The 25751-nt window shown below is 67.9% G+C and carries 23 protein-coding genes; 14 read left to right on the top strand and 9 right to left on the bottom strand.

What is annotated here, in order from left to right; all coding sequences use genetic code 11:
- Positions 1-311 precede the first annotated feature (311 nt).
- The 3 genes from trpS (at position 312) to OP498_RS05230 (ending at position 4531) form a co-directional block, all read left to right on the top strand.
- The gene (gene trpS, locus OP498_RS05240) at positions 312-1337 is read left to right on the top strand and encodes a tryptophan--tRNA ligase (protein WP_280552835.1); all 1026 of its coding nucleotides are present in this window, start codon (positions 312-314) and stop codon (positions 1335-1337) included.
- A gap of 174 nt (positions 1338-1511) precedes the next feature.
- Positions 1512-2720 (top strand): YeeE/YedE family protein, encoded by a 1209-nt coding sequence (locus tag OP498_RS05235; protein ID WP_280550649.1) that lies wholly within the window; start codon positions 1512-1514, stop codon positions 2718-2720.
- A gap of 131 nt (positions 2721-2851) precedes the next feature.
- Complete coding sequence (locus OP498_RS05230; protein ID WP_280552834.1) at positions 2852-4531, top strand: NAD-dependent malic enzyme; 1680 nt, start codon at positions 2852-2854, stop codon at positions 4529-4531.
- A 214-nt stretch (positions 4532-4745) separates the two neighbouring features.
- Here OP498_RS05230 and acnA read toward each other — a convergent pair whose 3' ends face one another.
- Positions 4746-7490, bottom strand: a complete 2745-nt coding sequence (gene acnA, locus OP498_RS05225; RefSeq protein ID WP_280552833.1) for an aconitate hydratase AcnA — start codon at positions 7488-7490, stop codon at positions 4746-4748.
- A 185-nt stretch (positions 7491-7675) separates the two neighbouring features.
- Between acnA and OP498_RS05220 the strand changes: the two genes are divergently transcribed.
- Both OP498_RS05220 and trxB read left to right on the top strand, forming a co-directional pair.
- Positions 7676-7885: a CPXCG motif-containing cysteine-rich protein gene (locus tag OP498_RS05220; RefSeq protein WP_280550655.1), complete on the top strand. Its 210-nt coding sequence runs from the start codon at positions 7676-7678 to the stop codon at positions 7883-7885.
- Positions 7886-8031: 146 nt separating this feature from the next.
- A complete protein-coding gene (trxB, locus tag OP498_RS05215; protein WP_280550658.1) occupies positions 8032-8982 on the top strand; it encodes a thioredoxin-disulfide reductase in 951 nt (316 codons plus the stop codon).
- A gap of 200 nt (positions 8983-9182) precedes the next feature.
- Here the strand turns inward: trxB and OP498_RS05210 are convergent, their stop codons facing one another.
- Positions 9183-9428, bottom strand: a complete 246-nt coding sequence (locus OP498_RS05210; RefSeq protein ID WP_280546386.1) for a SlyX family protein — start codon at positions 9426-9428, stop codon at positions 9183-9185.
- 102 nt (positions 9429-9530) lie between these two features.
- Between OP498_RS05210 and OP498_RS05205 the strand changes: the two genes are divergently transcribed.
- Complete coding sequence (locus OP498_RS05205) at positions 9531-9995, top strand: cold-shock protein (RefSeq protein ID WP_280546385.1); 465 nt, start codon at positions 9531-9533, stop codon at positions 9993-9995.
- A 79-nt stretch (positions 9996-10074) separates the two neighbouring features.
- Here the strand turns inward: OP498_RS05205 and OP498_RS05200 are convergent, their stop codons facing one another.
- The 7 genes from OP498_RS05200 to map all read right to left on the bottom strand — a co-directional run bounded on the left by OP498_RS05200 (position 10075) and on the right by map (position 17873).
- Positions 10075-10461: a hypothetical protein gene (locus tag OP498_RS05200; RefSeq protein ID WP_280546384.1), complete on the bottom strand. Its 387-nt coding sequence runs from the start codon at positions 10459-10461 to the stop codon at positions 10075-10077.
- Positions 10462-10468: 7 nt separating this feature from the next.
- Complete coding sequence (gene dapE, locus OP498_RS05195; protein WP_280546383.1) at positions 10469-11641, bottom strand: succinyl-diaminopimelate desuccinylase; 1173 nt, start codon at positions 11639-11641, stop codon at positions 10469-10471.
- Positions 11628-12653, bottom strand: a complete 1026-nt coding sequence (dapD, locus tag OP498_RS05190) for a 2,3,4,5-tetrahydropyridine-2,6-dicarboxylate N-succinyltransferase (protein ID WP_280546382.1) — start codon at positions 12651-12653, stop codon at positions 11628-11630. Before dapD ends, dapE begins: the two co-directional genes overlap by 14 nt.
- Before the next feature lie 42 nt (positions 12654-12695).
- Positions 12696-13034 carry an arsenate reductase gene (locus tag OP498_RS05185; RefSeq protein ID WP_280546381.1) on the bottom strand — a complete coding sequence of 113 codons (339 nt, stop codon included), beginning with the start codon at positions 13032-13034 and terminating at the stop codon, positions 12696-12698.
- A complete protein-coding gene (gene dapC / locus OP498_RS05180; protein WP_280546380.1) occupies positions 13028-14233 on the bottom strand; it encodes a succinyldiaminopimelate transaminase in 1206 nt (401 codons plus the stop codon). Before dapC ends, OP498_RS05185 begins: the two co-directional genes overlap by 7 nt.
- A 156-nt stretch (positions 14234-14389) precedes the next feature.
- Positions 14390-17071, bottom strand: a complete 2682-nt coding sequence (locus OP498_RS05175; protein WP_280546379.1) for a [protein-PII] uridylyltransferase — start codon at positions 17069-17071, stop codon at positions 14390-14392.
- Between the two features lie 10 nt (positions 17072-17081).
- The gene (gene map, locus OP498_RS05170) at positions 17082-17873 is read right to left on the bottom strand and encodes a type I methionyl aminopeptidase (protein WP_280546377.1); all 792 of its coding nucleotides are present in this window, start codon (positions 17871-17873) and stop codon (positions 17082-17084) included.
- 294 nt (positions 17874-18167) lie between these two features.
- Here map and rpsB point away from each other — a divergent pair, with 294 nt between their 5' ends.
- The 8 genes from rpsB to rseP all read left to right on the top strand — a co-directional run bounded on the left by rpsB (position 18168) and on the right by rseP (position 25666).
- Positions 18168-18917, top strand: a complete 750-nt coding sequence (gene rpsB / locus OP498_RS05165; RefSeq protein ID WP_280546375.1) for a 30S ribosomal protein S2 — start codon at positions 18168-18170, stop codon at positions 18915-18917.
- Positions 18918-19079: 162 nt separating this feature from the next.
- A complete protein-coding gene (gene tsf / locus OP498_RS05160) occupies positions 19080-19949 on the top strand; it encodes a translation elongation factor Ts (protein WP_280546374.1) in 870 nt (289 codons plus the stop codon).
- Between the two features lie 111 nt (positions 19950-20060).
- Positions 20061-20828: a UMP kinase gene (gene pyrH, locus OP498_RS05155; RefSeq protein ID WP_280546373.1), complete on the top strand. Its 768-nt coding sequence runs from the start codon at positions 20061-20063 to the stop codon at positions 20826-20828.
- A gap of 4 nt (positions 20829-20832) precedes the next feature.
- Positions 20833-21390 carry a ribosome recycling factor gene (gene frr / locus OP498_RS05150; RefSeq protein ID WP_280546372.1) on the top strand — a complete coding sequence of 186 codons (558 nt, stop codon included), beginning with the start codon at positions 20833-20835 and terminating at the stop codon, positions 21388-21390.
- 118 nt (positions 21391-21508) lie between these two features.
- A complete protein-coding gene (uppS, locus tag OP498_RS05145; protein WP_280546371.1) occupies positions 21509-22297 on the top strand; it encodes a polyprenyl diphosphate synthase in 789 nt (262 codons plus the stop codon).
- Positions 22290-23090, top strand: a complete 801-nt coding sequence (locus OP498_RS05140; protein ID WP_280552832.1) for a phosphatidate cytidylyltransferase — start codon at positions 22290-22292, stop codon at positions 23088-23090. The genes uppS and OP498_RS05140 overlap by 8 nt, the downstream gene beginning before the upstream one ends.
- 2 nt (positions 23091-23092) lie before the next feature.
- Positions 23093-24268 carry a 1-deoxy-D-xylulose-5-phosphate reductoisomerase gene (gene ispC, locus OP498_RS05135; RefSeq protein WP_280552849.1) on the top strand — a complete coding sequence of 392 codons (1176 nt, stop codon included), beginning with the start codon at positions 23093-23095 and terminating at the stop codon, positions 24266-24268.
- 39 nt (positions 24269-24307) lie between these two features.
- Complete coding sequence (gene rseP, locus OP498_RS05130; RefSeq protein WP_280552831.1) at positions 24308-25666, top strand: sigma E protease regulator RseP; 1359 nt, start codon at positions 24308-24310, stop codon at positions 25664-25666.
- Positions 25667-25751 lie beyond the last annotated feature (85 nt).

The raw sequence follows: 25751 nt of genomic DNA, 5'->3' as shown, positions 1-25751 counted from the left end.
CCCGGCGACAGGCCCCGGAGCGCCGGACCGTCGAGGAGGCGCTGTGAACCCCTCCCTGGGCGCTACCGACGCCCTGCTTCGCTCTCGCGTCCTGCTCCGCTTGCAGGGCCGGTGCTGGCCATCCATGGCCAGCCCGTTCGGAGCAATGCTCCTCACCCCTGGCGTAGGACCCCCTTTTCGGCCTGTCCCCGGCGCCTTTCGCTATCGCAGCTGAGCTGGCTGCGATAGCTCTGGAGCGGGCTCCGGTCGCCTTGATCGGGGCCTCGCGTTACCATAGCGGCCATTTCCGCACAGTAGAGTCCGCTTTCCCCATGAGTGCAGCTCCCGAGAAGACCCGCGTTCTCACCGGCATCACCACCACCGGCACCCCTCACCTGGGCAACTACGTGGGGGCGATCAAGCCCGCCATCGCCGCTAGCCAGGATCCGAACGTCCAGTCCTACTATTTCCTCGCCGACCTGCATGCGCTGATCAAGTGCCAGGACCCGCGCCGGGTGCAGGAGTCACGCCTGGAGATCGCGGCGACCTGGCTGGCGCTGGGCCTGGATACCGACAACGCCATCTTCTATCGCCAGTCGGACGTGCCCGAGATCCCCGAGCTGACCTGGATGCTCTCCTGCGTTTGCGCCAAGGGGCTGATGAACCGCGCCCATGCCTACAAGGCGGCGGTGGCCGAGAATGAGATCGCCGGCAACCAGGACCCGGACAAGGGCATCACCATGGGGCTGTTCGGCTACCCGGTGCTGATGGCCGCCGACATCCTGATGTTCAACGCCAACAAGGTGCCGGTGGGCCGCGACCAGATCCAGCACATCGAGATGGCCCGCGACATCGCCGGACGCTTCAACCACCTCTACAAGGGGCAATATTTCACCCAGCCCGAGGCGGTAGTGGACGAGCGGGTGGAGGTCCTCAATGGCATGGATGGCCGCAAGATGTCCAAGAGCTACCACAACACCATCCCGCTGTTCGTCTCCGAGAAGAAGCTGCTGAAGCTGGTCCGCAAGATCAAGACCAACTCCCTGGAGCCCGGCGACCCCAAGGACCCGTCGAGCTGTACCCTGTTCCAGATCTACTCGGCCTTCGCCACGGCCGACGAGACCGAGGCCATGCGCACCGAGTACGCCAATGGCATCGGCTGGGGCGAGGCCAAGAACCGCGTCTTCGAGCTGCTCAACGAGCAGCTGCGCGAACCCCGCGAACGCTACCAGGCGCTGATGGAGGACCCCGGTCACATCGAGCAGGTGCTGATCAAGGGGGCCGAACGGGCCCGTGCCGAGGCGGCACCCTTCATGGACCGCCTGCGTCAGGCGGTGGGGCTCGGGCGCTTTATCTGATGCAGCCGATGTAAGCGGGCTCGCTTGCGGGCGACAAAAGGACCATCAGGTAGCATCAGCGTTTTTATTCTTTAATGGCATATAAAACTGTATTTAAATGCTTTTTGTGTCCTCCAAGAAAATCATTATCATGCTTGCTGATGGCATCGTCCCTGACAACGAAGAGAGTCCGCCATGAGTGAACTCGCCCTGACCCGACGCCCCCGACTCTCCGTCTCCGCCGTGGCGGCCGGTGCCCTGCTGCTAGGTGCCCTGGCCGTGGGTGCCGCCTTCGGCGCACGCCTCGGTGCCCTGATGGTGGTGGGGGGCCTGCTGGGCATGGTGCTCTACCATGCCGCCTTCGGCTTCACCGCCGCCTGGCGGGTCTTCATCACCGAACGGCGCGGCCGCGGCCTGCGCGCCCAGATGGTGATGCTGACCCTCGCCGTGCTGCTGTTCTTCCCGGCGTTGGGCGCGGGCAGTCTCTTCGGCCAGTCGGTCTACGGCTTCGTGGCCCCGATTGGCATCTCGGTGGTGGTCGGCGCCTTCCTGTTCGGCATCGGCATGCAACTCGGCGGCGGCTGCGGCTCCGGCACCCTGTTCACCGCCGGCGGCGGCAACGCCCGCATGTTGATCACCCTGCTGTTCTTCATCGTCGGCTCGCTGATCGGCACCGCCCACTTCAGCTGGTGGCAGGGCCTGCCCGCCTTCCAGCCGGTGTCGCTGGTCAAGACCGTCGGCACCGGGGGCGGGATCGCCATCAGCCTGGCGCTCTTCGCTGCCATTGCCGCCTTCACCGTGGTGATGGAGAGGCGTCGCCACGGCGAGCTGGAGCGGGCCCCGACCATCGATGCCGGCAACCGTCGCTGGCTCACCGGCCCCTGGCCGCTGCTGGCCGGGGCCGTGGGCCTGGCCCTTCTCAACTTCACCACCCTGGCGCTGGCCGGTCGTCCCTGGGGGATCACCTCCGCTTTCGCGCTGTGGGGCGCCAAGGGCTTCGAGGCCCTCGGCGGCGACGTCAGCCAGTGGGGCTACTGGCAGTCCTCGTGGAATGCGGCCGCCCTGGAGGCCACCCTCTGGCGCGACATCACCAGCGTGATGAACATCGGCATCCTGGTCGGGGCACTGGTGGCGGCGTCGCTGGCGGGCAAGTTCGCCCCCAACTTCCGTATCCCGGCTCGCTCCGTGCTGGCGGCGGTGATCGGCGGCCTGATGCTCGGCTACGGGGCCCGCCTGGCCTTCGGCTGCAACATCGGCGCCTACTTCAGCGGGATCGCCTCCGGCAGCCTGCATGGCTGGGTGTGGCTGGTGGCCGCTTTTGCCGGCAACATGCTCGGGGTGAAGCTGCGTCCCTTCTTCTTCGAGGGCAAGGCGGGCCGGCGGCCCGCGGCGAAGGGTTGCTGAGCCGCGTGATTACCGCGTGATCCGCGCCCCGGCCCAGGCCGGGGCGTCCTCGTGTGCGGCGTGCTAGAGTTGGCGGCAAGGTGCCGACAGAGCGCCAACGGCCCGTTCCAGTCACCGTATCGAGGCGAGAGATGACCATCGACCAAAAGCGTCCCCTCTACATCCCCTATGCCGGCCCGCCGCTGCTCGAGATGCCGCTGCTCAACAAGGGCAGTGCCTTCACCCGCGAAGAGCGTCTGGAGTTCAACCTGATTGGCCTGCTGCCGCAGAATGTGGAGACCATCGAGGAGCAGGCGGAACGGGCCTATCGCCAGTACCGGCAGTGCCAGAGCGACCTGGACAAGCACATCTACCTGCGCGCCATTCAGGACGACAACGAGACCCTCTACTACCGGCTGGTCTCGGAGCACCTTGAGGAGATGCTGCCGATCATCTACACCCCCACGGTCGGCAAGGCGTGCGAAGAGTTTTCCAACATCTACCGCAACCACCGGGGGCTGTTCATCGCCTACCCGGACCGCGACCGCATGGATGACATCCTGCGCAGCTCCACCAAGGACAAGGTCAAGGTGATCGTGGTCACCGACGGCGAGCGCATCCTGGGGCTCGGCGACCAGGGCATCGGCGGCATGGGGATTCCCATCGGCAAGCTGGCGCTCTATACCGCCTGCGGCGGCATCAGTCCGGCCTACACCCAGCCGATCATGCTCGACGTGGGCACCAACAACCAGGCGCTGCTCGACGACCCCATGTACATGGGCTGGCGCCACCGGCGCGTCTCCCAGGAGGAGTACGATGCCTTCATGGCGGAGTTCATCGCCGCGGTGAAGCGCCGCTGGCCGGGGGTGCTGCTGCAGTTCGAGGACTTCGCCCAGGCCAATGCCCTGCCGCTGCTCGATCGCTACCGCGACGAGCTGTGCTGCTTCAACGACGACGTCCAGGGGACCGCCTCGGTGGTGGTGGGCACCCTGATGGCCGCCTGCCAGGCCCGTGACGAGGGCATCGGCCAGCAGCGGGTGGTATTTGTGGGGGCCGGGTCGGCCGGCTGCGGCATCGCCGAGCAGGTGGTGGTGGCCATGCAGGCCGAGGGCCTGACCGAGCGGGAGGCGCGCTCGCGCATCTATATGGTCGACCGCGAGGGGCTGGTCACCTCCGAGCAGGCCTGGCTGCGCGACTTCCAGGGCCGCCTGGCCCACGACCCCGGGCGGGTGGCCGGCTGGGACGGCCAGTCGCTGCTCGAGGTGGTGCGACGCATCGAGCCCACGGTGCTGATCGGGGTCTGCGGCAAGCCGGGCATCTTCACCGAGGAGGTGGTACGTGCCATGCACGCGGGCTGCGAGATGCCGCTGATCATGCCGCTCTCCAATCCCACCTCCCGGGCCGAGGCGGTGCCGGAGGACGTGATCCGCTGGACCGACGGCCAGGCCCTGGTGGCCACCGGCAGCCCCTTCCCGCCGGTGGAATACGGCGGCCGCCACATCCCCATCGCCCAGTGCAATAACGCCTACATCTTCCCGGGGATCGGTCTGGGCGTGGTGGCCGCTGGGGCAAGGCGGGTCACCGATGCCATGCTGATGGCCTCGTCCCGGGCGCTGGCCCGCGAGGCACCGCTGGTCAAGCACGGGGAGGGGGCGCTGCTGCCGCCGCTCTCCAAGATCCGCGAGCTCTCCAAGGCGATCGCCTTCGACGTGGCCGCCCAGGCCCAGGGCGAGGGCGTGGCGCTGAAGACCAACGGCATCAAGCTGCGCGAGGCCATCGAGCGCGGCAGTTGGACGCCGGCGTACCGGCGCTATCGCCGCCGCTCGTTCTAAGTCACGAGCTGTGAGCCGCGCGATATGGCGGCACGAAACTCATAAAGAAGCCCCTGCTGGGTAACCAGCGGGGGCTTCGTTGGGAGAGCCTCTACAAAGCTTCTTCAGGTAAGCCAGATAAGCCGGAGGCGCTCCGCCCGGTGCGCTGGCGCTTACCGGGCCTACGGTAGAAACATTTCAAAGCACTCTTGCGTGCTCTGGTCAGGCCGTCCTGTCAGGCTGACCCGATCATCTTGCGCAGCACGTAGTGGAGGATGCCGCCGTGGCGGTAGTACTCCAGTTCGTTGGCGGTATCGATGCGGCACAGCACCTCGAGCGTCTTCTCGCCCTTGTCGGAGGCGATGGTCACCTTGACCTTGCCCCCCGGGGTGAGCTCACTGAGGCCGTCGATGGAGACCGTCTCGTCGCCGGTCAGGCCCAGGGTCTTGCGGCTCTCGCCTTCCGGGAACTGCAGCGGGACTACGCCCATGCCGATCAGGTTGGAGCGGTGGATGCGCTCGTAGGACTCGGCCAGTACCGCTCGCACGCCGAGCAGGCGGGTGCCCTTGGCGGCCCAGTCGCGGGAGGAGCCCGTGCCGTACTCCTTGCCGGCGATCACCACCAGCGGCGTGCCTTCCTGCTGGTACGTCATGGCGGCGTCGTAGATCGCCATCTGCTCGCCGGAGGGCACGTGGCGGGTCTCGCCGCCGACCACGCCATCGAGCATCTCGTTCTTGATGCGCACGTTGGCGAAGGTGCCGCGCATCATCACCTCGTGATTGCCGCGCCGTGAGCCGTAGGAGTTGAAGTCCACCGGCTTCACGCTACGCTCCTGCAGGTAGCGCCCGGCGGGGCTGTCGGGCTTGATGGCCCCGGCCGGGGAGATATGGTCGGTGGTCACGGAGTCGCCCAGCAGGGCCAGTACCCGGGCGTCCTTGACGTCCTCGATGGCGGGAGGCGTGCGCCCCATGCCCTCGAAGAAGGGCGGATGCTGGATGTAGGTGGAGTCCGTCGACCACTGGTAGACCTTGCTCTGCGGCACCTCGATGGCCTTCCAGACCTCGTCGCCGTCGAAGACCTCGGCGTACTCCTTGCGGAACATCTCGGTGTTGACCTGCTCCACGGCCTCGGCGATCTCCGCCTGGCTGGGCCAGAGGTCCTTGAGGGTGACCGGCTTGCCGTGACGGTCGGTGCCCAGGGGATCACGGGTCAGGTCGAGCTGGACATTGCCGGCCAGGGCATAGGCCACCACCAGCGGCGGCGAGGCGAGCCAGTTGGTCTTGACCAGCGGGTGCACCCGGCCCTCGAAGTTGCGGTTGCCCGAGAGCACCGAGGCCACCGTCAGGTCGCCCTCCTCGATGGCCTCCTCGATGGGGCCCGCCAGGGGACCGGAGTTGCCGATGCAGGTGGTACAACCGTAGCCGACCAGGTTGAAGCCCAGGGCGTCGAGGTCCTCCTGCACGCCGCCGGCGACCAGGTAGTCGGTGACTACCTTGGAGCCCGGCGCCAGGGAGGTCTTGACCCAGGGCTTGGTGTGCAGGCCCTTCTCGCGGGCCTTCCTCGCCAGCAGGCCGGCGGCCATCATCACGCTGGGGTTGGAGGTGTTGGTGCAGGAGGTGATGGCGGCGATCACCACGGCCCCCGGGTTCAGCCGGAAGGCCTCGCCGTCGAGGTCCACGTCCTGGCTGTCGTGGTGCTCGTAGCTCTCATCGACGCCCACGGCGGTCTGGCCGCCCTCGGACATCAGCTTGCCGTTCTCGGTGGTGGAGAGGGGGTTGCCGTCATCCTCCATGACCTTGGCAAAGGCCGTCGTCATGTCCTTGAGCGCCACCCGGTCCTGGGGCCGCTTGGGGCCGGCCAGGCTGGCCTCGACCTCGGTCATGTCCAGCGCCAGGGTGTCGCTGAAGACCGGCTCGTCGCCGGGCTCGCGCCACAGCCCCTGGGCCTTGCTGTAGGCCTCCACCAGCGCCAGCTGGGCGTCGTCGCGGCCGGTGAGGCGCATGTAGGTCAGCGTCTCGTCGTCCACCGGGAAGAAGCCGCAGGTAGCACCATACTCCGGGGCCATGTTGGCGATGGTGGCGCGGTCGGCCAGCGGCAGGTCCTTGAGGCCGTCGCCGTAGAACTCGACGAACTTGCCCACCACGCCGTGGTTGCGCAGCATCTGGGTCACCGTCAGCACCAGGTCGGTGGCGGTGATGCCCTCGCGCAGCTTGCCGGTGAGCTTGAAGCCCACCACCTCGGGGATCAGCATCGAGACCGGCTGGCCCAGCATGGCGGCCTCGGCCTCGATACCGCCCACGCCCCAGCCGAGCACGCCCAGGCCGTTGATCATGGTGGTGTGGGAGTCGGTGCCCACCAGGGTGTCCGGATAGGCCAGGGTCCTGCCGTCCTGCTCTTTCGTCCAGACGGTCCTGCCCAGATACTCGAGGTTGACCTGGTGGCAGATGCCGGTGCCGGGCGGTACCACGCGGAAGTTGTCGAAGGCCTGCTGGCCCCAGCGCAGGAACTCGTAGCGCTCGTGGTTGCGTTCCATCTCGATGGCCACGTTGTCCTTGAACGCCGTGGGGTTGCCGAAATTGTCGACCATCACCGAGTGGTCGATGACCAGGTCCACCGGCGACAGCGGGTTGATGCGGGCCGGATCCTCGCCCAGCGTCTCCACCGCGGCGCGCATGGAGGCCAGGTCGACGACCCCGGGCACGCCGGTGAAATCCTGCATCAGCACCCGCGCCGGGCGATAGCCGATCTCGCGGTCGGAGTGTCCCTGCTGTTGCCAGTCGACCAGCGCCTGCATGTCCTCGCGGGAGACGCTCTCGTCATCGGCGAAGCGCAGCTGGTTCTCCAGCAGGATCTTCAGGGTCTTGGGCAGGCGGTCGATGTTGCCCAGCGCGTCGGCGGCCTTCGCCAGGCTGTGGTAGTGGTAGGTCGTGCCGCCGGCGTCCAGCGTCTGCAGGGTATCCGGTGTGGATTCGTTGCTCATGCTGTCTGTCCTCCTTTCGCATCGCGGGGAGTGAGGGCACCATCCTGGTACCTTGCTGATGACATGGTCATGATAGTTGGCCTTTTCAAGCGCCGCCCGGGGAGCGTGACGGTCGATGCCCTTGAAATGCCGCCCCCGCCCCCTCATATTGCTGCAATACGGCATTATGGTCACGGGAGGTCTGGATGCACGAGGAAGCACTCGAGTCGCGGGCCGTGCATTGCCCCTACTGCGATACCCCGTTCGAGCTGCTGGTCGACCTCTCCCAGGGCAGCCATGCCACCTGGGAGGATTGCCCGCAGTGCTGTGCGCCGATCCAGCTGCGCATCGAGGTGTCGCCGGCCAGCGGCGAGCTGGTCTCCCTCGACCTGGGGCGTGATGACGATGTGCTCTAGCATGGCACGACCCGCGAGATTCGGGCCCGCGCCCCGCCTCGCCTGACGGCAACCCGCCCTGGACCCTCGCCGCGGGCTGCGCCATGCCGGCGCGTGTCGGCATTGCCCAGTCCACTGCGCCATTCCCGACTTCACGAGGTCATCTCATGAGCGACGCGCGTCACGAACGCCTGATTATCCTGGGCTCCGGCCCCGCCGGCTACACCGCGGCCGTCTACGCGGCCCGGGCCAACCTGAAGCCCCTGCTGATCACCGGCATCCAGGCCGGCGGCCAACTGACCACCACCACCGACGTGGACAACTGGCCGGGGGACGAGTCCGGCGTCCAGGGTCCCGAGCTGATGGAGCGCATGAAGCGCCATGCCGAGCGCTTCGACACCGAGGTGCTCTTCGACCATGTCCACGAGGTGGAGCTGCGCAATCGCCCCTTCACGCTCAAGGGCGACAACGGCACCTACACCTGTGACGCCCTGATCATCGCCACCGGCGCCAGTGCCCGCTACCTGGGCCTCGAGTCGGAGCAGCAGTTCATGGGGCAGGGGGTCTCGGCCTGCGCGACCTGCGACGGCTTCTTCTACCGCAACCAGGAGGTGGTCGTGGTGGGCGGCGGCAATACCGCCGTGGAGGAGGCGCTCTACCTCTCCAACATCGCCTCCAAGGTGACCCTGGTGCACCGCCGGGACAGCCTGCGTGCCGAGAAGATCCTCCAGGACAAGCTGTTCGAGAAGGCCGAGAACGGCAACGTGGTGCTGGAATGGAACCAGACCCTGGACGAGGTGCTGGGCGACAACAGCGGCGTGACCGGCGTGCGCCTCAAGTCCACCGAGACCGGCGAGACCCAGGAGATCGCCGCCCCGGGGCTGTTCATCGCCATCGGCCACAGCCCCAATACCGGCATCTTCGAGGGCCAACTCGAGATGGCCGGCGGCTATATCCGGGTCCAGTCCGGTCTCGACGGCAATGCCACCGCGACCAGCGTGCCGGGCGTGTTCGCCGCCGGCGACGTCATGGATCATGTCTACCGCCAGGCCGTGACCTCCGCCGGCACCGGCTGCATGGCCGCGCTGGACGCCGAGCGCTATCTCGACGAGCTCTGACCCGGCTTCGCCGGGAGCTGTAAGCTATAAGCTTTAAGCTGTAAGAAAAACCCTTGCCGTAAGCCTTGGTGGTGCCACATTGCGTTGGCTTACGGCTTACGGCTTACGGCTTACGGCTTACGGCTTACGGCTTACGGCTTACGGCTTACGGCTTACGGCTTACGGCTTACGGCTTCCAGCTTCCAGCTGCCGCGAAGCGGCTAGTAATGCGGCGGCACCTCGTCCTCGGGACCAGGCGTCGTCGTGTCGTTGTCGTGCAGCGCCCGCTGCTGGTCGCGCAGTCGTTCCTGCATCAGCGAATTGAGGCGTTCGAGTCGTGACAGCCGCTGCTCCTGGCCGGCCACGGCCGCGTCCAGGGTGTCGAGCCAGTGCTCCTGGTAGGCGATACGGCTCTCCAGGGCCTCGAAGCGCCGTGCCAGCTCGGCAGGCGTCGTATCGGTGCTCATGGTAGAATCCTCGCGCTGGGTGTCGCTGTTCATCGTGGCGCCTTCATGATCATGATGGTTTCTTCCTTCCTTTCACCCCCGACAAGAGAGTCTTACAGGTCCATGAATCGAAAGGTCGTGTTTCGTTGCAGTCTCATCAGCCTGCTGCTGGCCGCGCCGGCCCCGCTGCTGATTGCCCTGTTCGTCCATCTCACCGGCGGCGTGCTGTCCCGTGAGCTGTTTGAAAGCCTCCAGGTCGGCGGCGTGGCCGTGGTCTATTTCGCCGCCGCCGCCGCGGTCTTCCTGGTACTGCTGGTCGCCACCCTGGCGGTCAACGCCCTGACGCCCCAGCTGGTCAACCTGGCCGAGGTCGAGGACGACGATCGCGAGATCGGCGAGGTCAAGTGGTTCAACGTCAACAAGGGCTACGGCTTCATCACCCGTGACGATGGCGAGGATGTCTTCGTGCACTTCCGGGCCATCCGTGGGCGGGGGCATCGCACCCTGGCCGAGGGCCAGAAGGTGCGCTACCACGTCATCCAGAACGAGCGGGGGCTGCAGGCCGACGACGTCACCGTGATTACTTGAATCGAAGCGCCTGCGCTCGGCGCGTTATCTCACTGCCAACGACATCGCCCCGCACCTGCGGGGCGATGTCGTTTCGGGGTCACTGGCCGGAGTCGGGCCAGTCGATCGCCTGCTCGGTGCCGTCGGGCAGCACCTGCAGGAAGCGGTCCGGGTCGTCGCCGGGCTGCCAGCCGCCCAGCGAGCAGCGCACCTCGCACTCGAGCCGCCGGGCGGCCTCCCGGGCACAGGCCGCGTCGGTCTCCCAGGGCGTCTCCGGGCTGTCGAGCCACAGGCTCGCGAAGCCGTCGGCGGCCTTCTCCACCACCAGTATTGGCACCTCACCGGCAGCGGCGTGGCCGAGGGTGCGCCACTGGCGCTTGCCCGCGGGCGACAGCGGCTCGGCGCCGATGGCCTGCCGGAGCCAGGCATCCAGACGCGCGATGTCGCAGTGTGCCAGGTAGATCTCGATATCGGGATAGGTTTGCATGGGCGCCTCAGGGCCGGGCCGTGCCATTGACGAAGAGTCTGGCGAGGATCGCCTCGTAGACGCGGCTCAGCTCATCGAGATCCGAGGCCAGCACCCGCTCGTTGACCTGGTGGATGGTGGCATTGCAGGGGCCGAGCTCGACCACCTGGCTGCCCAGGGTGGCAATGAAGCGACCATCTGACGTGCCGCCAGCGGTGGAGAGCTCGGGGCGGTGCCCCAGGGCATCTTCCACGCCGCAAACGGCGGCCTCCACTAGTTCGCCCTCGGCGGTGAGGAAGGGGTCACCGTTGAGGGTCCAGTCCAGGTGATAGTCGAGGCCATGGGCATTCAGCAGCGCCTCGGTGCGTTGCTTCAGCTGCTCGTGGGTCACCTCGGTGGAGAAGCGGAAGTTGAACACCACCTCGATGTCGCCGGGGATGACGTTGGTGGCGCCGGTCCCCGAGCGGATATTGGAGACCTGGAAGCTGGTGGCGGGGAAGAAGGCGTTGCCGGCGTCCCAGTGCTCCCGCGCCAGGGCGTCCAGCGCCGGCAGCGCCTGGTGGATAGGGTTACGCGCCAGGTGTGGGTAGGCCACATGGCCCTGGATGCCCCTGACATGCAGCACCCCGCCCAGCGAGCCGCGTCGACCGTTCTTGATCACGTCGCCGAGCCGGTCGGTGGAGGAGGGCTCGCCGACGATGCAGTAGTCGAGCCGCTCGTGGGTCTCGCGCAAGTGCTCGACCACGGCGCGGGTGCCATCCACCGCCGGGCCCTCCTCGTCGGAGGTGATCAAGAAGCCGATCCGCCCGTGGTGATCCGGGTGGGCCGCGACGAAGCGCTCCACTGCGGTGACCATCGCCGCCAGACTGCCCTTCATGTCGGCGGCCCCTCTCCCCCGCAGCATGCCGTCCTCGTCGAGGCACGGCTCGAAGGGCGGGGAGTCCCAGCGGGGTTGGGGGCCGCTGGGCACCACGTCGGTGTGGCCGGCGAAGGCTAGCAGTGGCCCATGGTGGCCGCGGGTCGCCCAGAAGTTCTCCACGTCGCCGAAGGGCAGGCGCTCAACCTGGAAGCCGAGCGCCTCGAGGCGCTCGATCATCAGGTCCTGGCAGCCCAGGTCATCCGGCGTCACCGAGGGACGCCGGATCAGCTTGAAGGCGAGGGCCAGGGTCGGGGAGAGCGCGGGCGGCTCAATTGTTGGCATGCAGCGCCTCGTTGAGCGCGATGGCGCTCTTGTTGGTGAGGCACTCGATGCGCCCGTTCTGCGAGTTGCGGCGCAGCAGCAGGTCGTCCTGACCGGCCAGCTCACGGGCGGCCACGGTCTTGACCTCCTGGCCCTGGTCGTCGAGCAGGGTGACCTTGGCCCCGGCGGTGATGTAGAGGCCGGACTCCACGGTACAGCGGTCGCCCAGCGGGATGCCGATGCCGGCATTGGCACCGATCAGGCAGCCCTCGCCCACCTTGATGACGATGTTGCCGCCGCCGGAGAGGGTGCCCATGGTGGAGCAGCCGCCGCCGAGGTCCGAGCCCTTGCCGACCATCACGCCAGCGGAGATGCGGCCCTCGATCATGCCTGGCCCCTCGGTGCCGGCGTTGAAGTTGACGAAGCCCTCGTGCATCACCGTGGTGCCCTCGCCGAGGTAGGCGCCCAGGCGTACCCGGGCGGTGTCGCCGATGCGCACGCCGGCGGGCACCACGTAGTCGGTCATCTTGGGGAACTTGTCGACGCAGTCCACGGAGAGGGGGCGCCCTTCCAGGCGAGCCTTGAGGCGGCGGGCCGGCAGCTCCTCGATGTCGATTGCCCCTTCACCGGTCCAGGCGATGTTGCGCAGCAGGCCGAACATGCCGGTGAGGTCCAGGCCGTGGGGCTTCACCAGGCGGTGGGAGAGCAGGTGCAACTTGAGGTAGACCTCCGGGGCGCTCTGGGGCGGGGTGTCCACGTCCAGGAACATGGCCACCAGCGGGCGCTGGCTCACGGCCAGGGACTCGGCCAGTTCGGCCTGTTCCTCGTGGCCGGCGGTCTTCAGCGCGCCGGCCAGCTCGCCGCACTGCTCGGGCAGGAAGCTGACCGCGGCGTTGCCGGCGGGGGCGTCGAGCACCTTGGCAGCGGCGGCTACCAGGCCAGCGTCGGGGTCGAGCAGCGGGGCCGGATAATAGATTTCCAGCCAGTCGCCCTGGGTGTTCTGGGTGCCGATTCCGAGTGCAAAGCTCAGCATGGGAAGGTGTCCTCTGGAAGCGTGGGGAGGGCTTGGCAGGCCCTAGCGTGAGTCGTAGTCGCCGTCGCGGTAACCGACGAGGATCTCGTCGCCGGTATCGAGCAGCGGGCGCCTGAGCAGGGTGGGGTGGGCCAGCATCAGCTCGCGCGCCGTGTTGGCGTCGATGTCGGCCTTCTCCTCGTCATCGAGCTGACGCCAGGTGGTGCTGCGCTTGTTGAGCACCTCCATGACCGGCACGCGGTGCAGGATGTGCTCCAGCAGCATTTCGGAAAGCCCGTCCTCGCGCAAGTCATGGACCTGGTAGGGAATGCCCTTGCCGTCCAGCGCCTTGCGGGCGCGGCGACAGGTGTCGCAGTTCTTGATCACGTAGAGCGTCAGCATCGGGGACTCCTCTCGATGAAGCGGCGGATGCGCCAGGCGGCCTCCACCGTGGCCTCGACCTCGGCGACCAGCGCCAGGCGCAGCCGGCCGCTGCCGGGGTTTGTGCCGCTGCTGCCGACCCGGCCCATGTAGCGGCCGGGCAGCACGCTGACGTTGGTCTCGGCGTAGAGCGCGCGGGTGAAGGCCGCGTCGTCCCCGCCGGGCACCGCCGGCCACAGGTAGAAGCCGGCCCGGGGGGTGGGAAAGTCCATCACCGGGGCGAGGACCTCGGTGACCGCGGCGAACGTCTCGCGGTAGGCGTCGCGGTTGGCGCGCACGTGCGCCTCGTCGTGCCAGGCGGTGATCGAGGCCTGCTGGACGGGCAGCGACATGGCGCAGCCGTGGTAGGTGCGGTAGCGCTTGAAGGGGGCGATCAGCGCGGCATCGCCGGCGACGAACCCGGAACGCAGCCCCGGCAGGTTGGAGCGCTTGGAGAGGGAGTGGAACACCAGGCAGCGCCGGTAGCTGTGGCGGCCGAGGCGCGCACAGGCCTCGAGCAGCCCCGGCGGCGGGGCGGCCTCGTCCAGGTAGAGCTCCGAGTAGCACTCGTCCGAGGCGATCAGGAAATCGTGCTCATCTGCGAGGGCGATAAGCTTCTCGAATTCGGCCAACGGCGTCACCGCCCCGTTGGGGTTGGCCGGCGAGCAGAGGAACACCAGCTGGACGTCGCGCCAGGTCTCGGCGGGCACGCTGTCCAGGTCCGGCCGGAAGCCGTTCTCGGCCGTGGCGTCCAGATAGAGCGGCTTGCCGCCGGCGAGCAGGGTGGCACCCTCGTAGATCTGATAGAAGGGGTTGGGGATCGCCACCTTCGCCGGGCGAGTGCGATCCAGCGCGGCCTGGACGAAGGCGAAGATTGCCTCCCGGGTGCCGTTCACCGGCAGCACCTGGTCGTCGGCGTCGAGCCCCGCCAGCCCGAAGCGTTGTATCGCCCAGCCGGCGATCGCCGCGCGCAGTTCGGCCGTCCCGGCGGTGGCCGGGTAGCGGGCGAAGCCCTGGCGGTGAGCCGTGAGCGCCTCGAGGGCCGCCGCGAAGGGCGCATGCTGCGGCTCGCCGATGGTCAGCGGGATGTGCGAGAGCCCCGCGGGCGGCGTCACGCCGGCCTTGAGGGCGGCGAGCTTCTCGAAGGGGTAGGACTTGAGGGCGTCGAGGTCGGGGTTCATGGGTGTCCAGATGCGCCTGGGACAGAAGCCAGCGTCCGGCGTGGTTGTCGGTAATGGCCCGCATGCCGGCGGCGCGCGGGCGGGCAGGGCGTCGATTATAGGGAAGCCCCGGGGCGGCCTCAAACGCTGGCCCGCCCGCGCGTCCGTCGGGCGGCGTCAGCCGGGGATGGCCAGGACCTCGATGAGGCGCTCGCGCAGGCGCTGCTGGCGTCCCGGGTCGGTGAGCGGCGCACCGGCCTTGTCGGTGATGAAGAAGACGTCCTCGACCCGCTCGCCCAGGGTGGCGATCTTGGCCGCCGACAGCGCGATGTCCTGTTCCATGAAGATGCGTCCCACCCGGGCCAGCAGGCCGGGGCGGTCGGGCGCGACCAGCTCGAGCAGGGTGCGCTCGTTGGCCGGGTCCTGCTCGATGCTGACCTCGGTGGGCACGCGGAAGTGCTTGAGCTGGCGCGGGGTGTGCCGGGTGACGATCTGCGGGTAGTCGTCCGGGTCGTCGAGCTCCTCCACGAGGTGGCGGCGGATTTCTTCGATGCGCTCGCGGTCACGGATCGCCTGGCCGTGGTCGTCCAGCACGATGAAGGTGTTCAGCGTCCAGTCGTTGCTGGAGGTGGCGATGCGGGCGTCATGGATCGATAGCCCCAGCTGGTCCATGGCGGCGGCGGTGGCGGCGAAGAGGTCGTCCACCGAGCGGGTGTGGATGAAGACCTTGGTGCCGCCCTCGGCCATGTCGTCGATGGGGGCGTTGATCAGGATCAGCGGCAGCTGGCTGTCGCCATGGCCGAGGATGCCCTGGGTCTGCCAGACGATCTCGCTGGGCGCGTACTGGAGGAAGTAGTCCTCGCCCAGCGACTCCCAGAGCCGGTCGACCCGGGCCATGTCGGCGCCCACCGAGGCGAGCAGCGAGTGGGCCTCACTGCGCGTCTCCCGCACCCAGTCGTCGCGTTCCAGGGGGTTCTCGAGGCCGCGGCGCAGGGCGCGCTTGGTCTCGCTGTGCAGCTGGCGCAGCAGCGAGGCCCGCCAGCCGTTCCACAGGGTCGGGTTGGTGGCGTTGATGTCGGCCACCGTCAGCACGTAGAGGTAGTCGAGCCGGGTCTCGTCGCCGACCAGGCGCGCGAAGTCGGCGATCACGTCGGGGTCGGTGATGTCGCGCTTCTGGGCGACCATGGACATCATCAGGTGGTGCTCCACCAGCCAGCTGACCAGGCGCGTGTCGCGGCTGGAGAGCCCGTGGCGCTCGCAGAAGGCCTCGGCATCCCGGGCGCCGAGGGTGGAGTGGTCGCCGCCGCGTCCCTTGCCGATGTCGTGGTAGAGCCCGGCGATCCACAACAGCTCCAGCTTGGGCAGCTGGTGGATCAGGTTGGCGGCGACCGGGAACTCCTCCTTGGCCTCGGGCTTGCGGAAGCCGTGGATGCACTTGAGCAGGCGCAGCGTATGGGCGTCCACCGTGTAGATGTGGAAGAGGTCGTGCTGCATCAGCCCCACCGCCTGGCCGAACTCGGGCAGGTACTTGCCGAGCACGCCGTAGCGGTTCATGCGCCGCAGCTGGCGGGCCACGTTGCCGCCGGAGCGCAGCAGGGCCATGAACAGGCTCTGGTGACGCAGGTCGTCGCGATAGAGATCGTCGATCTGGTGGCGGTGGTCGCGGATCAGGCGGATGGTGTCGGCGCGTACCCCCTCGATCTCCGGGTGCTCGGCCATCAGCAGGAAGAGCTCGAGCAGCGCCGAGGGACGCTTGCGGAAGACATGGCGCGAGCGCGCCTGGATATAGCCTCCCTTGATCTCGAAGCGCTCGTTGAGGGGGAGGGTGGTGAGCGCCTCGCCGGCGTGCAGGATCCCCTCGTCGAAGTGCTGCAGCAGCATGTCGTTGAGCCCGGCCAGCGCCGTGACATGGCGGTAGTAGCGCTTCATGAACTGCTCCACGGCCAGGCGTTCCGGGGTGTCGCGGTAGCCGAACAGTTCGGCGATGGTGCGCTGGTGGTCGAACAGCAGGCGGTCCTCGGCGCGGTCGGTGAGCATGTGCAGGGCGTAGCGCACCTGCCACAGGAAGGCCTGGCCCTGGCTGAGGATGCGCAGCTCCGGGTCGTTCATGAAGCCGCCGGCGACCAGGTCCTCGTAGCGCTGGGTGCCGAAGTGGCGCTTGGCCACCCAGCCGATCATCTGGATGTCGCGCAGCCCGCCGGGCGAGCTCTTGATGTTGGGCTCGAGGTGGTACTCGGAGTTGTTGTAGCGGTAGTGACGGCTGATCTGCTCCTGCCACTTGGCCTCGAAGAAGCGGTCCGCCGGCCATAGCCGGTCGGTGGAAAGGCGCGCCTGCATCGCCTCGCGCAGGCCGTCGGGCCCGGCCAGGGTACGGGTCTCGAGCAGGTTGGTGATCACCGTCACGTCGGCCTCGGCCTCGCGCTCGCAGTCGGCGAGCGAGCGCACGCTGTGGCCGATCTCCAGGCCGATGTCCCACAGGAAGGTGATGAAGGCCGTCAGCGGCTCGCGATACGGCGTGTCGTCGTCTTCTTCGAGCAGCAGCAGCAGGTCGATGTCGGAGTGGGGGTGCAGCTCGCCGCGGCCGTAGCCGCCCACGGCGAGCAGGGTTACCCCGTCATCGGGCCAGGTGTGTTGCTCCCAGGCGATGGCCAGCAGGCGATCCAGGCACCAGGCCCGGCCGTGCACCAGGTCGCGGATGTCGGCGCCGGCGCGGAAACGCTCGTCGAGGCGGGCCTGGAGGCCGCGCAGCGCGGCCTTGAAGGGGGTGATCGGCGAGCGCTCGCCGGCGAGCTCGGCGCGGAAGGCCTCGACGTCGAAGAGGCTGCCGTCGGGGACGAAGCGGTAGTGGTGCAGGAGCATGGCGGTCGACTCAGCGGTCGAGGAAGGAGAGGTCTTCGTCGCCACGGGCGGTGAGCACCTCCACGCCCGTCGCGGTGACCAGCAGGGTGTGCTCCCACTGGGCGGTCAGGCTCCTGTCCTTGGTCACGGCGGTCCAGCCGTCGCGCAGCACCTTGGTGCGATGGTCGCCAACGTTGATCATCGGCTCGATGGTGAAGCACATGCCCTCCTCGAGGGCGATGTCGGCCTCGGGGGCGTAGCCGTCGTAGTGCAGGACCTGCGGATCCTCGTGGAAGCCGGCGCCGATGCCGTGCCCGCAGAAGTCGCGCACCACCGAATAGCCGTTGGCCTCGGCGTGGGACTGGATGGCGCGGGCCAGTTCGGAGAGATGCACGCCCGGGCGCACTAGGGCGATGCTGCGGTACAGACACTCCTGGGTGACTCGGCACAGGCGCTCGCCCTGGATGGTTTCGCCGATGATGAACATCATGCTGGAGTCGCCGTGATAGCCGTCGGCGGTCTTCACGGTGATGTCGATGTTCATGATGTCGCCCTTCTTGAGCTTCTTGGCGTCATCCGGGATGCCGTGGCAGACCACGTGGTTGATCGAGGTGCAGATCGACTTGGGGAAGCCGTGATAGTCGAGCGGCGCCGGGGTGGAACCCAGCTCGTCGACGATGTAGTCGTGGCACAGCCGGTCCAGCTTGCCGGTGCTCACGCCGGCCGTCACGTGGGGGAGGATCATCTCGAACACGCTGGCGGCCTGGCGGCCCGCCTCGCGCATCTTCTCGATCTCGTCGGGCGTCTTGATGGGTACGTTCATGGAATCTCGAATCGGGGGTGGTGTCGCCCGGACAACGGCGGGCTCGAACATCGGACGACTTCATCTCAGAGGTCATCCATGGTATAAATCTGCGCGCTTTCCTGCAATCGCGGAGCCCTGCCGACCCCTCGGCGCCTCGGCGAGGTCGGGAAGTGCGCTTAATCAATGCAATGCCTTGAAATCACACATGCACCGTCACATGGTCCCGGGTGCTGTCGTGGTCATCTCACGATGACGCGGCGGTCGGATCCATGGGGTGCGTGGAGGCCTAACCCGATTTTTCAGGAGTCATCCATGGCACACGTCAACATGCGTGACCTGCTCAAAGCAGGTGCTCACTTCGGTCACCAGACCAAGTACTGGAACCCGAAGATGAGCAAGTTCATCTTCGGCGCTCGCAACAAGATCCACATCATCAACCTCGAGCACACCCTGCCGGCCCTCAACGAGGCCATCGATGTGGTCGAGAAGATGGCCGCGGCCAACAACAAGATCCTGTTCGTCGGCACCAAGCGCAGCGCGAGCAAGATCATCAAGGCAGACGCCAATCGCGTCGGCCAGCCGTTCGTCAACCACCGCTGGCTCGGCGGCATGCTGACCAACTACAAGACCATCCGCGTCTCCATCAAGCGCCTGCGCGAACTCGAGGCCATGCACGAGGACGGCACCTTCGAGAAGCTGACCAAGAAGGAAGTGCTGATGGCGACCCGCGAGCAGGACAAGCTCGAGCGGTCCGTGGGTGGTATCAAGGACATGGGCGGCCTGCCCGATGCCCTCTTCGTGATCGACGTCGACCATGAGCGCATCGCCATCAACGAAGCGAACAAGCTGGGCATCCCGGTTATCGGCGTGGTGGACACCAACTCCGATCCCGATGGCGTCGACTACGTGATCCCGGGCAACGATGACTCCATCCGTGCCATCCAGATCTACGTCAAGGCCGTCGCCGACGCCTGCGCCCGTGCCAAGGAAGGTCGCCCCGACGAGTTCGTCGAGGTGACCGAAGAGGCCGCCGCTCAGGAAAGCGACAGCGCCGCCGAGTGATCGCGGCCCGTCTGATCGGCGGCTGTGGGCGGCCTGTCATGCCGATGCCATCGATGCCGGTTAGACGAGAAGGGGGCCGCGGCCCCCTTTCTTCTACGAATTCACCGGATTCTCCGCTGCGAGGGTCCGGTCCACTTCCCGAGATATTCAGAGGTGACACCCATGGCAGCTATCAGCGCCTCCCAGGTCAAGGCACTGCGCGAGCGTACCGGGCTCGGCATGATGGAGTGCAAGAAGGCCCTCACCGAGACCGATGGTGACATCGAGCAGGCCATCGAGAACCTGCGCAAGAATTCCGGCCTCAAGGCCGCCAAGAAGGCCGGCCGCACCGCCGCCGAGGGCGTCGTGGTCACCCGCGTGGCCGAGGACGGCAGCTACGGCGTGATGGTCGAGATCAACTCCGAGACCGACTTCGTCGCCCGTGACGACAACTTCAAGGCCTTCGCCGAGAAGATCGCCGACACCTTCTTCGCCGCCAAGAGCGAGGACGTGACCGCCGTCATGGCCGGTGAGCTCGAGACCGCCCGCGAGCAGCTGGTGCAGAAGATCGGCGAGAACATCGGCGTGCGTCGCTGCGTCGTCGTCGAGGCCGGCGACGGCAAGCTGGTCGGCGAGTACGTCCATGGCGGCCGCATCGGCGTGCTGACGGTGCTCCAGGGCGGCAACGCCGAGGTAGCCAAGGACGTCGCCATGCATGTCGCCGCCATCAGCCCGGCCGTGGCGCGTCCCGAGGACATGCCCCAGGAGCAGCTGGACGCCGAGAAGGCGATTATCCTGGCCCAGCCCGACATGGCCGGCAAGCCCGAGCAGATCGCCGAGAAGATGGTCCAGGGCCGCCTGAAGAAGTACCTGGCCGAGAACAGCCTGACCGAGCAGCCCTTCGTCAAGAACCCGGACCAGTCCGTGGCCGAGTTCGTCAAGGCGGCCGGCGGCGAGGTGGTCGGCTTCACCCGTTTCGAGGTGGGCGAGGGCATCGAGAAGGAAGATGTCGACTTCGCCAAGGAAGTGATGGAACAGGCCAAGCGCAGCTGAGGTCACAGGTTCCAGTGTGAAGATGGCGTGCGCGCGAGCGCACGCCTTCGTGTATCCGGCCGGTGAATCCGGCCATCCACCACCATGCGTCGAGAACCCGGGAGATACCCCATGACCAGTGCCGATCAGCCCGCCCCCAGCAAGCCCGAGAAGACCCGCGCCGAGGTGTCGAAATACAAGCGTATCCTGCTCAAGCTCTCCGGCGAGGCCTTGACCGGCGATGCCGAGTTCGGCATCGACCCCAAGGTGCTGGATCGCCTGGCGCTGGAGATCGGCCAGCTGGTGGGGATCGGCGTCCAGGTCGGCATCGTCGTCGGCGGCGGCAACCTCTTCCGCGGGGCGGCCCTGCACGAGGCGGGCATGGATCGGGTCACCGGTGACCACATGGGCATGCTGGCCACGGTGATGAACGCCCTGGCCATGCGCGATGCCCTGGAGCGCTCCAACATTCGTTCGCGGGTGATGTCGGCGATTCCGATGAGTGGCGTGGTGGAGCATTACGACCGCCGGACCGCCATCCGCTACCTGACGTCCGGCGACGTGGTACTGTTCTCGGCCGGCACCGGCAATCCCTTCTTCACCACGGACTCCGCGGCCTGCCTGCGCGGCATCGAGATCGACGCCGACGTGGTGGTCAAGGCCACCAAGGTCGATGGGGTCTACGACAAGGACCCGGTCAAGCACCCCGAGGCGGTCAAGTACGAGCAGCTGTCCTATGATGATGCGCTCGACCAGAAGCTCGGGGTGATGGATTTGACCGCCATCTGCCTGGTGCGGGACCATGACATGCCGGTGCGGGTCTTCAACATGAACAAGCCGGGTGCCCTGCTGAACCTGGTGGTGGGTGGCAAGGAAGGCACGCTGATTGACAGAGGGTGAGACAGTGATCGATGACATCAAGAAGGATGCGCAGAGTCGCATGAAGAAGAGCCTTGAGGGCCTTCACCAGAACTTCAATAAGATCCGTACCGGTCGGGCGCACTCCAGCATCCTGGATGCGGTGACCGTGGACTACTACGGTGGCCAGGTGCCGCTCAATCAGGTGGCCTCGATCAACGTCGAGGACGCCAGGACCCTGGCCGTGGTGCCCTGGGAGCAGCAGATGGTGCCCAAGATCGAGAAGGCCATCATGACCTCCGATCTCGGCCTCAACCCGGCAAGCGCCGGCAACGTGATCCGCGTGCCCATGCCGATGCTCACCGAGGAGACGCGCAAGGGCTACATCAAGCAGGCCCGCCAGGAGGCCGAACATGCCCGGGTGGCGGTGCGCAACGTGCGTCGCGATGCCAACGGCGACCTCAAGTCGCTGCTCAAGGAGAAGGAGATCACCGAGGACGAGCAGCACCAGGCCGAGGAGGCCATCCAGAAGCTCACCGACAGCATCATCGCCGAGATCGACAAGGCGCTGGAGTCCAAGGAACACGACCTGATTCAGGTCTGAGGACGGCGGGCGGCACCGGCGAACGGCGCCGCCGGCGACGGATCGCCCCTCGGCGAACCGCGGGTGAGGCGTCCGCGGTTCGCCGGCTTACACGCTCTTACCCGCCATGCGAGACATCATGACGTCACCGCACTCTCCCCGTTCCGGGGCCACCCCCGACGACGGGCCTACCGCCGGCGAGGCGCCCCTGCCGCGCCACGTGGCCATCATCATGGACGGCAACAACCGCTGGGCGAAGGCGCGTGGCCTGTCCGGCGTGCGTGGCCATCATGCCGGCGTCGAGGCGGTGCGCGCCGTCATCCGCCGTGCCGCCGAGCGCGGCATCGAGACCCTCACGCTGTTCGCCTTCTCCAGCGAGAACTGGAAGCGGCCTGCCAGCGAGGTCAATGCCCTGATGGAGCTCTTCCTCATGGCGCTCAAGCGCGAGGTCAGGAAGCTCCATCGGCACGGCATCCGCCTGTCGGTGATCGGTGACCGCAGCGGCTTCTCCGCTTCGATCCAGAAGCATATCGCCAGCGCCGAGGCGCTGACGCGGGACAACTCCGGCCTGCACTTGGTGATCGCGGCCAACTACGGGGGGCGCTGGGACATCGCCGGTGCTGCCCGGCGGCTGGCCGAGCGGGTCGCCGCCGGCGAGCTCGACCCCGCGGCGATCGACGAGCGGGCCCTCGACGAGGAGGTGAGCCTGTCCGGGGATGCGCCGGTGGATCTGTGTATCCGCACCAGTGGTGAGCGGCGCATCTCCAACTTTCTGCTCTGGCAGATGGCCTATGCCGAGCTGCATTTCACCCCCGTATTGTGGCCCGACTTTGATGGCGCCGCCTTCGACCGTGCGCTGGCCGACTTTCAGGGACGGCAGCGGCGCTTCGGCATGACCGACGAACAGATCGAGGCACAGGGTGCTTAGACAACGGATCCTCACCGCGGCCTGGCTGCTCCCTCTGGCCCTGTTGGGCCTGTTCGGCCTGGAGGGTGAGGGGTTCCAGTTATTCACCGCCGCCATCGTGCTGCTCGCCGCCTGGGAGTGGGCCAACCTCGCCGGCATCAGCCCGCCGAGCCGTCGCCTGCTCCCGGTGGTGGGCCTCGCCGTGCTGATGGCGCTGTGCTGGGCGACCGGGGCCGTGCTGTCGACCTGGCCGCTGTGGCTGGGCGCGCTGGGCTGGCTGGCCAACCTCTACTGGGTGACCGGCTATCCAGCGCGCCTGGCGCAGTGGCGCTCGACCGGCATGCGCCTGGCCATGGGGCTCTGGGTGCTGCTGCCGACCTGGGTGGGCTTCAGCGTGCTGCGCGAGGGCGGTGCCGTCTGGCTGCTGTTCGTGCTGTTGCTGGTGTGGGGCGCCGACATCGGTGCTTACTTCGTCGGCCGGGCCCTCGGCCGACACAAGCTGGCCCCCAGCGTCAGCCCCGGCAAGACGTGGGAGGGCGTGGCTGGCGGCCTGGCCGTCACCTCGCTGCTGGCGGTCGGCTTCGCCGCCTGGCAGGGCCTCGGAGTCGCCGGTGGCCTGATGCTGCTGCTGGCGACGGCGGTGGTGACCCTGGCCTCGGTGCTGGGCGACCTGCTCGAGAGCATGCTCAAGCGCCATCGCGGCATCAAGGACTCCAGCCAGCTATTGCCGGGCCATGGCGGGGTGCTCGACCGAGTCGACAGCCTGACCGCGGCGGTGCCGCTGTTCGCGCTGTTGCACGGGGGGCTGCTGTGACCCTGCGCCGCGTGACCGTGCTCGGCGCCACCGGCTCCATCGGCACCAGCACCCTGGACGTCCTCGGCCGCCACCCCGAACGCTACCGGGTGCACGCCCTGACCGCCCACCGCTCACGAGAAGCGCTGCTGGCCCAGTGTCGGCGCCACCGGCCAGCAGTGGCCGTGCTCGATGCCGAGGAGGACGCCTCCTGGCTGCGCGGGCAGCTGGCCGAGGCGGGGCTCGCCACCGAGGTGCGGGCCGGCCGGGAGGCGCTGGTCGAGGTAGCCGAGGCCCGCGAGGTCGATACCGTGATGGCGGCCATCGTCGGTGCCGCCGGCCTGCTGCCGACGCTAGCCGCGGTGAAGGCCGGCAAGCGCGTCCTGCTGGCCAACAAGGAGGCCCTGGTGATGTCCGGGGCGCTGTTCATGGACGCCGTGACGCGCCATGGCGCGACCCTCCTGCCCATCGATTCCGAACATAATGCCATCTACCAGTGTCTACCCGTCGAGCATCGCGGTGGCCTGAGGTGCCACGGGGTGACGCAGCTGCTGCTGACCGCCTCGGGCGGCCCCTTCCGCGGCTGGTCGCGAGATGCCCTGGCCCGCGTGACCCCGGACCAGGCCTGCGCCCACCCCAACTGGTCCATGGGGCGCAAGATCTCGGTGGACAGCGCCACCCTGATGAACAAGGGACTCGAGCTGATCGAGGCGTGCTGGCTGTTCGATGCTCGCCCCGACCAGATTCAGGTGGTGGTGCACCCCCAGAGCGTGATCCACTCCATGGCGGCCTACAGCGACGGCTCGGTGATCGCCCAGCTGGGCAACCCGGATATGCGGACCCCCATCGCCTACGGGCTGGCCTGGCCGGAGCGTATCGACGCCGGGGTGGAGGCGCTGGACCTCTTCCGGGTCGCGCGACTCGACTTCGAGCCCGCCGACGAGGCGGCCTTTCCCTGCCTGCGCCTGGCCCGGGAGGCCATGGCCGCGGGCGGTACCGCGCCGGCGGTGCTCAATGCCGCCAACGAGGTGGCGGTGGAGGCCTTCCTGGCCGGCCGCCTCGGCTTCACCGGCATCGGTGACCTAGTGGCTCGGGTGCGCGATGAGCGCCTGGTCGCACCGGCCGGGGACCTCGAGACCATCCTCGAGGCCGATGTCCTCGCCCGGCGCGCGGCACACGCCTGGCTGGCGCGGCAATGATGCGCGCGCCTTTACATTGTTGACTGCAAGGAGATTGCCTTGGGCCTGATCCAGAACGTGCTGGCCGTGATCGTGGTGCTCGGCCTCTTGATCACCTTCCACGAGTTCGGCCACTTCTGGGTGGCCCGGCGCTGCGGCGTGAAGGTGCTGCGCTTCTCGGTGGGCTTCGGCAAGCCGATCTGGTCCCGCGTCGACCGCCACGGCACCGAGTTCGTGGTGGCCGCGATCCCGCTGGGCGGCTACGTGAAGATGCTCGACGAGCGCGAGGGGCCCGTCGATCCCGCCGAGCGGTCGCAGGCCTTCAACAACAAGACGGTCTGGCAGCGCATCGCCGTCGTCGCGGCCGGGCCGCTGGCCAACTTCCTGCTGGCCATCGTCGCCTACTGGGCGCTGTTCGTGGCCGGCACTACCACGGTGGCGCCGGTGATCGGCAGCGTGGCGCCGGACTCCCCGGCCAGCCGCGGCGGCCTCGAGACAGGCCAGGAGATCACCGCGGTCCGCGGTGAGGTGGTGCGCTCCTGGGACGAGATCAACCTCAAGCTGATCGCGGCCATCGGCGAGAGCGGCGAGCTCGAGGTCAAGGCCCGCGACGAGGCCACCGCCGACCCGCGGACCTATCGCTTGCCGGTCGAGGAGTGGCTGGTGCGCCAGGATCCGCCCCGGCCGCTGCCGAGCCTGGGGCTGACCCCCTGGCAGCCCGAGATCCCGGCGGTGCTGGGCCAGCTGGTCGAGGGCGAAGCGGCCGCCGAGGCCGGCCTGCAGGTGGGCGACGAGGTCGTTGCGGTGGACGGTGAGCCGGTGGCGGACTGGATGGCCTTCGTCGACCGGGTCCGCGCCAGTCCCGGCCGACCCCTCACCCTCGAGGTGCTGCGCGACGGCGAGCGCCGCGAGATCACCGTCACTCCCGGCCGCAACCAGCTGGAGGAGGGCGTGTCCATCGGCTACATCGGCGCCGGCGTCGAGGCCGTCGGCTGGCCCGACGAGTACCGTCGCGAGATCCGTTACGGCCCGCTGGCCGCCGTGGGGCAGTCGTTGGCGCGCACCGGCGAGATGACGGTGCTGACCCTGGGCGCCATCCGCAAGATGGTGGTAGGGCTGATCTCGCCGTCGAACCTCTCCGGGCCCATCACCATCGCCCGGATTGCCGGCGAGTCGGCGCGCAGTGGCCTCGAGAGCTTCGTCAGCTTCCTGGCCTACCTCTCGATCAGCCTGGGGGTGCTCAACCTGCTGCCGATCCCGGTGCTCGACGGCGGCCATCTGCTCTATTACCTGGTCGAGGTGGTGCGCGGTCGTCCGGTGTCCGAACAGGTCCAGGCCGTGGGCCTGCGCATCGGCCTGGCGCTGGTCGGCACCCTGATGCTGATGGCGCTGTATTTCGACCTGATGCGGCTCTGGTAGTCGGGCGCTGGCTTGTCAGTGGCCAGTACAAATGTATAAGGTGCCTGTCTGGACAGGACGGCAGATCAACGCGAGCGAATCGACT

Origin of the sequence: Halomonas sp. 25-S5 (genome assembly GCF_029889845.1) — a bacterium.
Lineage (GTDB): Bacteria > Pseudomonadota > Gammaproteobacteria > Pseudomonadales > Halomonadaceae > Halomonas.
The sequence above is the reverse complement of the archived record's forward strand: the minus strand, read 5'-3'. Positions and strand labels throughout refer to the sequence as shown.

Coding starts and splice junctions, on each gene's coding strand:
- dapC (WP_280546380.1), bottom strand. CDS start 14,233: ATGAACCCCGACCTCGACGCCCTCAAGTCCTACCCCTTCGAGAAGCTC.
- OP498_RS05175 (WP_280546379.1), bottom strand. CDS start 17,071: ATGCTCCTGCACCACTACCGCTTCGTCCCCGACGGCAGCCTCTTCGAC.
- dapD (WP_280546382.1), bottom strand. CDS start 12,653: ATGCTGAGCTTTGCACTCGGAATCGGCACCCAGAACACCCAGGGCGAC.
- rpsB (WP_280546375.1), top strand. CDS start 18,168: ATGGCACACGTCAACATGCGTGACCTGCTCAAAGCAGGTGCTCACTTC.
- OP498_RS05230 (WP_280552834.1), top strand. CDS start 2,852: ATGACCATCGACCAAAAGCGTCCCCTCTACATCCCCTATGCCGGCCCG.
- tsf (WP_280546374.1), top strand. CDS start 19,080: ATGGCAGCTATCAGCGCCTCCCAGGTCAAGGCACTGCGCGAGCGTACC.
- OP498_RS05210 (WP_280546386.1), bottom strand. CDS start 9,428: ATGAGCACCGATACGACGCCTGCCGAGCTGGCACGGCGCTTCGAGGCC.
- uppS (WP_280546371.1), top strand. CDS start 21,509: ATGACGTCACCGCACTCTCCCCGTTCCGGGGCCACCCCCGACGACGGG.
- trpS (WP_280552835.1), top strand. CDS start 312: ATGAGTGCAGCTCCCGAGAAGACCCGCGTTCTCACCGGCATCACCACC.
- acnA (WP_280552833.1), bottom strand. CDS start 7,490: ATGAGCAACGAATCCACACCGGATACCCTGCAGACGCTGGACGCCGGC.
- pyrH (WP_280546373.1), top strand. CDS start 20,061: ATGACCAGTGCCGATCAGCCCGCCCCCAGCAAGCCCGAGAAGACCCGC.
- OP498_RS05185 (WP_280546381.1), bottom strand. CDS start 13,034: ATGCTGACGCTCTACGTGATCAAGAACTGCGACACCTGTCGCCGCGCC.
- map (WP_280546377.1), bottom strand. CDS start 17,873: ATGAACGTACCCATCAAGACGCCCGACGAGATCGAGAAGATGCGCGAG.
- OP498_RS05200 (WP_280546384.1), bottom strand. CDS start 10,461: ATGCAAACCTATCCCGATATCGAGATCTACCTGGCACACTGCGACATC.
- OP498_RS05205 (WP_280546385.1), top strand. CDS start 9,531: ATGAATCGAAAGGTCGTGTTTCGTTGCAGTCTCATCAGCCTGCTGCTG.
- OP498_RS05235 (WP_280550649.1), top strand. CDS start 1,512: ATGAGTGAACTCGCCCTGACCCGACGCCCCCGACTCTCCGTCTCCGCC.
- trxB (WP_280550658.1), top strand. CDS start 8,032: ATGAGCGACGCGCGTCACGAACGCCTGATTATCCTGGGCTCCGGCCCC.
- dapE (WP_280546383.1), bottom strand. CDS start 11,641: ATGCCAACAATTGAGCCGCCCGCGCTCTCCCCGACCCTGGCCCTCGCC.
- OP498_RS05220 (WP_280550655.1), top strand. CDS start 7,676: ATGCACGAGGAAGCACTCGAGTCGCGGGCCGTGCATTGCCCCTACTGC.